This window comes from Curtobacterium sp. MCLR17_043, from assembly GCF_003224215.1.
In the GTDB taxonomy this organism is placed as follows: domain Bacteria; phylum Actinomycetota; class Actinomycetes; order Actinomycetales; family Microbacteriaceae; genus Curtobacterium; species Curtobacterium flaccumfaciens.
The window spans coordinates 1-9986 of the sequence record NZ_QKLH01000002.1 but is presented as its reverse complement, the minus strand read 5'-3'; the positions used below and the strand labels follow the sequence as shown (position 1 = coordinate 9986).

Sequence of the window (9986 nt, the reverse complement as noted above, 5' to 3'; positions counted from 1 at the left end):
CGCAGAACCATGACAGCCTATGCGAACTCACGGCTTGCTAGGCTTCCCCGGTGCAGATCCGCGAACTGAAGATCCCTGGCGCGTGGGAGTTCACGCCCGTCCAGCACGGCGACGCACGAGGAGCATTCCTCGAGGCGTACCGCGCCGACGTGCTCGAGGAGACCGTCGGTCACCCGCTCGACCTCCGCCAGGTGAACATGTCGATCTCCGCGGCCGGTGTCGCCCGCGGCATCCACTACGCCCTCGTCGCACCGAGCCAGGCGAAGTACGTCACCGCCGTGCGCGGGGCGTTCATCGACTACATCGTCGACATCCGCGTCGGGTCCCCGACGTTCGGCCAGTGGGACTCCGTCCGGATCGACGACGTCGACCGCAAGGCCGTCTACCTGTCCGAGGGGCTCGGCCACGCGATCGTCGCGCTCGAGGACCAGTCGACCGTGAACTACCTGGTCAGCGCGCATTACAACCCCGAGCGCGAGAAGGGGATCACGATCCTCGACCCGACGGTCGGGCTCGACCTGCCCGAGGGCTTCGGCGAGCTGGTGCTGTCCGAGAAGGACACCAGCGCCCCCACCCTCGAGGAAGCCGCGGCACAGGGCTTGCTGCCGACGTACGAGGAGTGCGTCGCGTACACCGAGTCGCTCCGGACGAAGAAGTAAGGGACGGGACACCGATGAAGGGCATCATCCTCGCCGGCGGTTCCGGCACGCGCCTCTGGCCGATCACCAAGGGCATCAGCAAGCAGCTCATGCCGATCTACGACAAGCCGATGGTCTACTACCCCCTGTCGACCCTGATGATGGCGGGCATCCGACAGGTGTTGGTCATCACGACGCCGGAGTACAACGACCAGTTCCGGGCCCTGCTCGGCGACGGCTCGGCGTTCGGCATGGAGATCGAGTACGCCGTGCAGCCGTCCCCGGACGGTCTGGCGCAGGCCTTCGTCATCGGCGAGGAGTTCATCGGCGACGACAGCGTCGCCCTCGTCCTCGGCGACAACATCTTCCACGGCACCGGCCTCGGCACGAACCTCCGGAAGAACACCGACGTCCAGGGCGCGACGATCTTCGCGTACCACGTGGCCGACCCGAAGGCGTACGGCGTCGTGGAGTTCGACGACGACTTCACCGCCGTCTCCATCGAGGAGAAGCCGGCCGAACCGAAGTCGAACTACGCCGTCCCCGGCCTGTACTTCTACGACAACAAGGTCATCGAGATCGCCAAGACGATCGAGCCGAGCGCCCGCGGCGAGCTCGAGATCTCCACGGTCAACGAGCGCTACCTCGAGGCCGGCGAGCTCGGCGTCCAGGTCCTCGACCGCGGCACCGCGTGGCTCGACACCGGCACGTTCGAGTCGATGATGCAGGCGTCGGAGTACGTGAAGGTCATCGAGGACCGTCAGGGCTTCAAGATCGGCTGCATCGAGGAGATCGCCTGGCGGAACGGCTGGATCGACGACGCGCAGCTCGCCGAGCTCGCCGCGCCGCTGGTCAAGGGCGGCTACGGCGTCTACCTGCAGCGACTCCTCGGCGTCTAGCTCCGCACGTGACCCCCGCCCCCGGTTGGTTCGGTCGACGCCGCCGTCCGGATGCGACGGCCTCCGGCCACCCCGGCCAGGAGGCCCGTCCCGCGTCCGTGACGGCGGCGTCCGTCGTTCCCGTGACCGGGTTCCCGGACCCGCGGCCGCGGCTCGACCACGACGTCACGGTGCTCGTCACGACCCGTTCGGACCGGCACGCCGAGGTCGGCCGGCTCGTGTCGGTCGCCCGCGGTGCCTTCGGTCGTGGGGTCGACGTCCGGGCCGTGAGCTACGTCGCGGACGCGTCGCCGGTCGACCCGTTCGGCCGTCGCCTGCCGTGGGTCCGACCGGAACCCGTCGACGGCCTCGGCTCGGCGATCAACGCCGGGGTCGCAGCCGGTGTGGGCCGGACGCTCGTGGTGGTCGACACCTCGGTGTCGGTCGACGTGCCGGCGCTGCACGCCCTCGCGGCGGCGGGCTCGGTCGCGCAGGCCCGGGTCCGGATGCCGGACGGCACCTTCCGCTCCGGCGCTCGGCTGCTGCGGCCCGGTGCCCTGCCGTGGTCGGACGACCGAGTCGACGCCGTGACCGACGTCGACACCGTCTTCGCGGCGGACCAGCCGGTGCTCTCGGTGCCGGGGGCGGCGCTGGTGCCGGCACCGTGCCTCCCGGACGAACGCATGACCCTGACGGCCTGGAGCCGCGCGGTCGCCGATGCCGATGGCGGAGCCGTGCGCGTCGTCGGCGAGGCGACCCGCTCGGTCGAGGCCGGTCGGACCGTCGACGCCGCGACCGTCGACGCGTTCACCGCCTGGCGCGACCGCGCGTCCGAGGGCGACGGTGTCGTCACCGGACCGCCCCTGCCGCCCTGGGGTGCCCGGCCGGTGGCCCCGGCCGCGCGCGTGACCGGCGGTGACGCCGAACACCTCACCTGGTCGCTCAAGATCGCTGCGCCCGCCGGGCCGGAGGGCGACGGCTGGGGCGACGTGCACTTCGCCGCCGAGCTCGCCGGGGCACTCGAGCGGCTGGGGCAGCGCGTCCGGATCGACCGACGTGACGCCCACGTGCGGGCCGACGATGCCTCGGACGACGTGACGTTGGTGATCCGGGGCCTCGACCGGGTGCCGCCGAACCCGGCGTCGGTGAACCTGCTCTGGGTGATCAGCCACCCCGACGACGTCGCCGACACGGAACTGCGGTCGTTCGACGCGGTGTTCGCGGCCGGGCCGGTGTGGGCAGCCGCCGCTGCTGCGCGTGCGGGCGTGCCGGTCCGGACCCTGTTGCAGGCGACCGAGCCGGCGGTGTTCCACCCGGGCGCGCGCACGGCGACGAGCCCCGATGCCGACCACGCGGTGTTCGTCGGCTCGACTCGCGGTGCCGCGCGACCCATCGTGTCCGACGCGGTCGCGCTCGGTGCCGACCTGCGCGTGCACGGTCCGGGGTGGGACGAGGTCGTCCCCGCGGAGTCACTCGGCGAACCGTCGCTGACCCGGGCCGAGGTCGCGGCGGCCTACGCCTCGGCGCGTGTGGTGCTCAACGACCACTGGCCCGACATGGCCGCCGGGGGCTTCGTGTCCAACCGGGTGTTCGACGTGCTGGCGTCCGGGGGAGTCGTCGTGACCGACCCGGTGGCCGGGCTGTCCGACGTGCTGGACGTCCCGACCCTCGAGGTGGCGGGCTCCCGCGACGAGCTGGCCGACCTGCTCGACCCGGCGCGCTCGTGGCCGTCGGCTGCCGAGCGTGCCGCCGTGGCCGAGCGCATCGCCGCCGAGCACTCCTTCGACGCCCGCGCTGCCGTGCTGCTGGCGGCGGCCCGCGCGTCGCGCGCGCGCCTGCACCCCTGACCCGCCGACGCCGTCGCCACCCGCTGCCCGCGTCCCCGCCGCGCGACGCTCCGCACAACCAAAGTGTGTTCGAGCCGCGCAATCCCGCGGTTCGCGTGCACTTCGGTTGTGCGGAACGCGGTCGAACCGGGGCCTCCGAACCCGCGACCGATGTGCGCGCCCCGCTGCGGTCGTTGCGCCCCGAGGAGTCGGGGCGCGATGCCCGCGCGGGGGCGCACCGCGGAGGAACCGCCGCGGCGGACGCGTGCGCGTGCCGGCGCACAAGCAAAGTGTGTTCGAGCCGCGCAATCCCGCGGTTCGCGTGCACTTCGGTTGTGCGGAACGCGGTCGAACCGGGGCCTCCGAACCCGCGACCGATGTGCGCGCCCCGCTGCCGTCGTTGCGCCCCGAGGAGTCGGGGCGCGATGCCCGTGCGGGGGCGCGACGGCAGACCCCGCGCGCAACGACCCCGACCGAGCGGGAGCTACTTGCGCGTGACCCAGCGGGCGCGGAGCGACAGGCCCGCGTGCAGCACGACGCGCAGGGGCCAGAGCCACCACGCCCGGTACTTCCGCGACAGGAACCGGTAGGCGCTCCGGTGGTGCTCGATCTCCATCCGGCGCCGGTTGGACGACGTCGAGTGGGCTCCGGTGTGGGTGACGACCGCCGAGGGCACGTACACGTTCGCTCGACCCGACCGTCCGACGCGCTGCCCGAGGTCGACGTCCTCGAAGTACATGAAGTACGACTCGTCGAACCCGTCGAGCTCGCGGAAGAGCGACGTCCGGATGAGGAAGCACGCACCGGAGAGCCAGCCGGCCTCGCGCTCGACGACCTTCGTGGTGGACCAGTACCGCTGGCTCCACGGGTTCGCCGGCCAGAACCGCGAGAACGCCGCGTGGCCGAGGCCGGTCCGGAGCGAGGGGAGCTGCCGGGCGGACGGGTAGGTCTCGCCCTGGTCGTCGAGGATCCGGGGGCCGAACGATCCACCGGACGGCAACCGGTCGGCGGCGGCCACGAGTTCGTCGATCGAGCCCTCGCCGAGCACGACGTCGGGGTTCGTCACGAGCAGGAACTCCGGACGCACGTCCGGCAGCACGTCGTCGAGGGCGCTCAGTGCCGCGTCGATGCCGCCGCCGTAGCCGCGGTTGCCACCGGAGGACACCACGACGGCGCCGTAGGACTCACCGATCGCCCGGAGCGCGTCGATGTCGGCCGAGCCGTTGTCCGCGATGACGACGGCGACCGGGTCCTTCGAGGCACCGGCGACGCTCGCCAGGAACGGCCGGATGGTCTCGCCGGTGTTGTAGGTGACCGTCAGCACCGCGACCCGGATCACCGCGCACCCCCGGCGACGGACTCGTAGGCCTCGACGTGCACGGCTGCCGTGGCGTCCCAGGTGAACGCGGAGGCCCGCGTCAGCGCCGCCGCACGGTGCGAGGCCACGAGCGCGGGATCGTCCAGCAGCGCCGTCATCGCGGACGCCAGCGCGGTCGCGTCGGGCTCGCTGTAGACGGCCGCGTCACCGCCGACCTCGGGCAGCGACAGCCGCCGGGTGGTCAGGACGCACGCGCCGGAGGCCATCGCCTCGACCACGGGCAGCCCGAAGCCCTCACCGAGGGACGGGTAGACGACGAACTCGGCACCGCCGAGGAACCCGGCGAGGTCCTCGATCGGCAGGTAGCCGGCCTCGATGACGTGGTCGGTGGGCTGCAGGGCGTCGAGCCGCGCGATGGCCGCCTCGTCCCAGCCGCGGGCCCCGGACAGCACGAGCCACGGGGTCTCCGCACCCGGGTGACCGTCCGACCCTGTAGCCGCACGCGCGGCGCGCACCGAGGCGTACGCGTCGAGCAGCGCCGTGACGTTCTTCCGCGGTTCGATGGTGCCGAGGAACGCGATCCACGGGGCACCCTCGGGCAGGGTGGCGGCGATCCGGGCGTCCTCGACCGCGGCGACGTCGGGCTCGTGGAACACCGTGCGGTCGACGCCGAGCGGTGCGACCCGGACGTCGGCGCGGATGCCCCGCACGACCCGGGCGGCCTCGGTCGCGGTCGCGGCGCTCGGCACGATGACGACGGGTCGGGTGCGCAGGGACCGGCGGCTCCACCAGGTGAAGAAGGTGCGCTTCAGGCGCGAGTGCCACTCGGGGTTGGAGAAGAACGTGGCGTCGTGCAGCGTGACGACGGACCCGCCGCGCCAGCTGAACGGGAACGTGTAGTGCGGGGAGTGCAGCACCTGCGCCCCGAGCCGACGGCCGAGCGCCGGCAGCCCGGTCTGCTCCCACAGGAACCGGAGCGGCACCGAGTCGGTCCAGCCCGGCGCCGTGTGCACGGTCGCGTGCGGCGCGACGGCGGCGAAGTGCGGAGCGTGCACGGGGCGGACGACCAGGTGGACGTCGAGCGACGGGTCGGTCAGGTGGGACACGACCCCCTCGACGTAGCGTCCGACGCCGCCGAGCGCCTGCGGTACCGCGGTCCCGTCGACGAGGACGGTGAGCTGCGGCACGCGTGGTTCCTTCCGGGCGGGGACGTCGTGGCCGGGGCCGTCGACGGGGGAGTGTCCAGGATAGCCCGCTGCACTCATGCGCCCGGGTCCACGCTGCGGCGCGGGACGGACGCGCGCCGGGTCTCGCGCAGCCGGCGCGCGAGGTGGACCGGCAGGGTCCGCACGACGTCCGCGAACGCCGTCAGGACGAGCCGCGCCTCCCGGCGGGTGCGACCGGAGGCCAGCCCGCGCAGGCCGCGCACCAGGGTGCGGGCGCTCGCCCGCGCGACGGTCGGCCACGGAGCGTGCCAGAGCGCGACGACGATGCGGTTGCGGGCGTTCCGGAAGACGAACAGGTCGCTCTGCACGCCGGACGACGCCGAGTGGTCGTGCTCGACGACCGCGTCGGCCGCGTGCTCGACGCGCCATCCGCGGCGGCGCAGCCGCCAGGCGAGCTCGGTGTCCTCGTAGTACATGAACAGGGACTCGTCGAGCAGGCCGACGTCGTCCAGCGCCGTGCGCCGGAGCGCGGACGCGCCGCCGGAGAACCCGAAGACGTCGACGTCGGCGACCCGGTCGACGGGCGCGAACCAGTCGCGGTCCATCCCGTTGCCGTCGCGGTCGACGCGGACGCCGGTCGAGTTGAGCCGGACCTCGCCGTCCGCCGACGGCGTCCAGCGACGGTCGTCGTGGTCGCGCAGCACGCGCTGGCCGGGTGCGGGCTCCAGCCCGGCCGGGAGGCCCGTCCAGCGTCCGGCGAGCACGATGCGGCCCGTCACCGCGGCGACCTCGGGCCCGGCGTGCGCCAGGTGGTCGCGGAGCGCCGCGACGAAGCCCGGTGCGGGCACGGCGTCGTTGTTCAGGAGCACGACGACGTCGGCGTCCGTGTGCCGGATGCCGGCGTTGGCACCGGCCGCGAAGCCGCCGTTGTCGCCGCGTGCGACGACGGTGGCGTCCGGCAGGGCACGGCGGAGCACCGAGACGGAGTCGTCGGACGACCCGTTGTCGACGACGATGACGTCGTCGGCCGTGCCCTCGTCGAGCACGGCGCGGACGGCCGCGGTGGTCAGGTCGGCGCGGTTCCAGTTGACGACGACGACCGCGGTGCGGAGCGTGCCGTCGGTCCGGGGCGCGGAGTCACCACGGGGCGTGCCGTCGGCGCTGGTCCCGGTGTCGCCGTCGTCCGGGGTCAGTCGAGCTCCTCGATCGAGGGTTCGGCGTAGACCGTGCCCACGGCGTGCTCGAACCCGGGGACCTCGAACGAGTCGCACTCCGGCATGTCGTGCAGGTGGCGCCCGGCCGAGTCCATCATCGACACGTTGATGAAGTACTTGCCGGTGCCGAACGCGGTGTCGGCGATCCGCAGGCGGAGCTTCCGGCGACCGTGCAGCGGCTGCAGTTCGAGGCCCATGATGCCGGTGGTGGTGCCGTAGACGACCTGGCCACCGGCGTTGTTGATCTGGACCGCGGCCTCCCAGTCGGCGATGCCGTCCAGGTGCTCGAACTCCATGTCCACGACGAGGTCGTCGCCCGGCATGACCTCGGCGCGGGGCTCCTTGCCGTCGACGTGCACGCTCGCCCCGATGACCTTGCCCCGGCCGACGGCGACGTCGGTGCTGAGCTCGCCCTGCCGGCGTTCCTCGAGCACCTCGCGGAACATGCTCACGGCCTGGACGGGGTCACCGTCGTGCAGCACCTTGCCCTTGTTGAGCAGGACGACGCGGTCGCACATCTCCTGCACCTGGCTGAGGGAGTGCGTGACGATGATGATCGTCTTGCCGGCCTCCTGGAAGGTGCGGATGCGGTCGAGGCACTTGCGCTGGAAGGCCTCGTCACCGACGGCCAGGACCTCGTCGACGAGCAGGACGTCGGGGTCGGTGTGCACGGCGACGGCGAACGCGAGCCGCACGTACATGCCCGATGAGTAGAACTTCACCTGGGTGTCGATGAAGTCCCCGATGCCCGAGAACGCCAGGATGTCGTCGAACTTCTCGTCGGTCTGCTTGCGGCTGAGGCCGAGCAGGCTCGCGTTGAGGTAGACGTTCTCGCGGCCGGACAGGTCGGGGTGGAACCCGGCGCCGAGCTCGAGCAGGGCGGCGAGGCGACCGCGGCGGGACACCGTGCCGGAGGTCGGCTGGATGATGCCGCCGATGGCCTTGAGCAGGGTCGACTTGCCGGAGCCGTTCTGGCCGATGAGCCCGACGGTCGAGCCGGCCTGGATCGACACCGTGACGTCGTCGAGGGCCCAGAAGTCCTGGCGGTGCTTCCTCCCGGCGCGGCCGAGCGTGACGATGCGCTCGCGCAGGGTGTTGTCCTTGCGGACCGTGAAGCGCTTGCGGACGTGGTCGATGACGATGACGTCGGGACGCTCGGCGGTCTCGCCGGCGGTCGACGGGGCGACGGGGGTGCTGATGGCCATGGTCTAGAGCTCCTGCGCGAAGTTGCCCTGCAGGCGGGAGAAGATCCGCTGCGCACCGATGAGGCAGAGGAGGCCGATCACGAACGCGATCCCCAGCCGGAGCATCAGGTGGGCCGGGTACGTGACGTCCGCCGGGTCGTGCAGCCAGATCGCGTTCTGCAGGCCGAGCACCGACAGGGTCAGCGGGTTGTTCGTGTAGAGGGTGAGGAGCCAGTCGGTGTTCACGGTGGCGACCACCCGCGAGTACGAGTAGACGATCGGCGAGGCCCAGAGCAGGACCATCAGGCCGACGTCGATGACGAACTGCACGTCGCGCAGGTACACGTTGAGCGCGGACAGCACCAGACCGATGGCCGCGCCGTAGACCAGGATCACCGCGAGCGAGGGGATCAGGTAGACCAGGCCCTCGTGCCACGGGAAGACGCCGATGACGACCGTCGCGGCCAGCAGGATCGCGAACTGGATGGTGAAGTTCACCAGGGCCGCGCCCACGCTGGCGAGCGGGAAGACCTCGCGCGGGACGTAGACCTTCTTGATCAGCCCGGAGTTGCCGACGATCGAGCCGGTCGACCCGGCGACGATCTCGCTGAAGAGCGTGTAGGCGGTCAGGCCGGTGAAGACGTAGATCGCGAAGTTGTCGATGCCGTTGGCGGCGCCGAGGACCTTGCCGATGACGAAGTAGTAGATGAGCAGCTGGGTCAGCGGGCGCACGAGCGTCCACACGAACCCGAGTGCCGAGTCCTTGTACCGGGCCTTCAGGTCACGTCGGACGAGCATGCCGAGCATCTCGCGCTGCCGGAAGACGTCGCGCAGCTCACGGAAGGTCCCGCGGAAGGCGCTCGTCGGAGCGCCGATCACGACGAGGGGTTCCTTCGCGAGCGCGGTCATGCGGGCTTGGTCGACCATACGTCTCTTCGTTCGTGGGGGCAGGACCGGAACAGCATACTCACCGGGCCCGCGGGACGGGGTTGGGCGACGGTCGTCGTGCACCCCGAGTGGGGGTGATTCCGGCCGATCCAACCCTCAACCTTCACTTTCGAGTTACCGTTGTTGCAACCCGGACCCTTGTCAACATCCACAGGACGGCCCGTCAGCATGCTCCTCGCATCCAGGCCGATCGCTGCGTTCGCGGTGGTCGGTGCACTCAGTCTCTTCTTGGCCGGTTGTTCCGGTGGTGGCGACGACGCCACCCCGTCGCCGTCCGCGTCCGTCTCGCGCACCCCGAGTGCGACCCCGACGGACGACGACTCGGCGACCTCGGTCCCCACCGACGCGGCCTCGACGCCGACCGACGGTGGGTCCGACGACGGTGACGGCGACGACGCCGGCGCCTCCGACGACGACACCCCCGGTGCGTTCCCGGGCAGCGGCGCGACGAACCAGCCGGACACCGACCCGTCGGAGTACCCGGCCACGTCCGTCGTCACGTTCGCCGGCTGGGACACCGGCTCGAAGACCCTCCAGGCCGGTGGCCTGGTCTCCGGTACGACCGACACGAGCGGGAAGTGCACCTTCACCGCGACGAAGGACGGCGTCACGCGCACCGCCACGAGCACCGCACAGGCGAGTGCCTCGTCGGTGAACTGCGCGCAGGTGTCGTTCCCCGCGGCGAAGGTGTCGAGCGGCACCTGGTCCGTCACCCTGACCTACGCCGTCGGCTCCGCGTCGACGACGTCCGACCCCCTGACCGCCGAGGTCCCGTGATGCGCACCCCCCGCACCCCTGTCTCTTATACACATCT

General features: G+C 71.9%; 9 protein-coding genes. 4 read left to right on the top strand and 5 right to left on the bottom strand.

Annotation, left to right across the window (positions count from 1 at the left end):
- Window positions 1-50: 50 nt before the first annotated feature.
- From DEJ03_RS01885 to DEJ03_RS01875, 3 genes are all read left to right on the top strand, one after another.
- Complete coding sequence (locus tag DEJ03_RS01885) at window positions 51-659, top strand: dTDP-4-dehydrorhamnose 3,5-epimerase family protein (RefSeq protein ID WP_110863311.1); 609 nt, start codon at window positions 51-53, stop codon at window positions 657-659.
- A gap of 14 nt (window positions 660-673) precedes the next feature.
- Window positions 674-1537, top strand: a complete 864-nt coding sequence (gene rfbA / locus DEJ03_RS01880; RefSeq protein WP_110863310.1) for a glucose-1-phosphate thymidylyltransferase RfbA — start codon at window positions 674-676, stop codon at window positions 1535-1537.
- Between the two features lie 122 nt (window positions 1538-1659).
- Entirely contained in the window at window positions 1660-3363 is a 1704-nt protein-coding gene (locus DEJ03_RS01875; protein WP_146237629.1) for a glycosyltransferase, read from the top strand.
- A gap of 463 nt (window positions 3364-3826) precedes the next feature.
- Here DEJ03_RS01875 and DEJ03_RS01870 read toward each other — a convergent pair whose 3' ends face one another.
- The 5 genes from DEJ03_RS01870 to DEJ03_RS01850 all read right to left on the bottom strand — a co-directional run bounded on the left by DEJ03_RS01870 (window position 3827) and on the right by DEJ03_RS01850 (window position 9151).
- Entirely contained in the window at window positions 3827-4681 is an 855-nt protein-coding gene (locus tag DEJ03_RS01870) for a glycosyltransferase family 2 protein (RefSeq protein ID WP_071406439.1), read from the bottom strand.
- Entirely contained in the window at window positions 4678-5847 is a 1170-nt protein-coding gene (locus DEJ03_RS01865) for a glycosyltransferase family 1 protein (RefSeq protein WP_220034097.1), read from the bottom strand. Before DEJ03_RS01865 ends, DEJ03_RS01870 begins: the two co-directional genes overlap by 4 nt.
- A gap of 74 nt (window positions 5848-5921) precedes the next feature.
- Window positions 5922-7097, bottom strand: coding sequence for a glycosyltransferase family 2 protein (locus tag DEJ03_RS01860; RefSeq protein ID WP_220034096.1), 1176 nt, complete (start codon window positions 7095-7097; stop codon window positions 5922-5924).
- The gene (locus DEJ03_RS01855; RefSeq protein WP_110863307.1) at window positions 7016-8245 is read right to left on the bottom strand and encodes an ABC transporter ATP-binding protein; all 1230 of its coding nucleotides are present in this window, start codon (window positions 8243-8245) and stop codon (window positions 7016-7018) included. Before DEJ03_RS01855 ends, DEJ03_RS01860 begins: the two co-directional genes overlap by 82 nt.
- 3 nt (window positions 8246-8248) lie before the next feature.
- Entirely contained in the window at window positions 8249-9151 is a 903-nt protein-coding gene (locus DEJ03_RS01850) for an ABC transporter permease (RefSeq protein ID WP_110863306.1), read from the bottom strand.
- A gap of 189 nt (window positions 9152-9340) precedes the next feature.
- Here DEJ03_RS01850 and DEJ03_RS01845 point away from each other — a divergent pair, with 189 nt between their 5' ends.
- The gene (locus DEJ03_RS01845) at window positions 9341-9949 is read left to right on the top strand and encodes a hypothetical protein (protein ID WP_110863305.1); all 609 of its coding nucleotides are present in this window, start codon (window positions 9341-9343) and stop codon (window positions 9947-9949) included.
- Window positions 9950-9986 lie beyond the last annotated feature (37 nt).

What these genes read in the sequence shown, in the direction of transcription:
- rfbA (WP_110863310.1), top strand. Translation starts at nt 674, where the DNA reads ATGAAGGGCATCATCCTCGCCGGCGGTTCCGGCACGCGCCTCTGGCCG.
- DEJ03_RS01855 (WP_110863307.1), bottom strand. Translation starts at nt 8,245, where the DNA reads ATGGCCATCAGCACCCCCGTCGCCCCGTCGACCGCCGGCGAGACCGCC.
- DEJ03_RS01850 (WP_110863306.1), bottom strand. Translation starts at nt 9,151, where the DNA reads ATGGTCGACCAAGCCCGCATGACCGCGCTCGCGAAGGAACCCCTCGTC.
- DEJ03_RS01845 (WP_110863305.1), top strand. Translation starts at nt 9,341, where the DNA reads ATGCTCCTCGCATCCAGGCCGATCGCTGCGTTCGCGGTGGTCGGTGCA.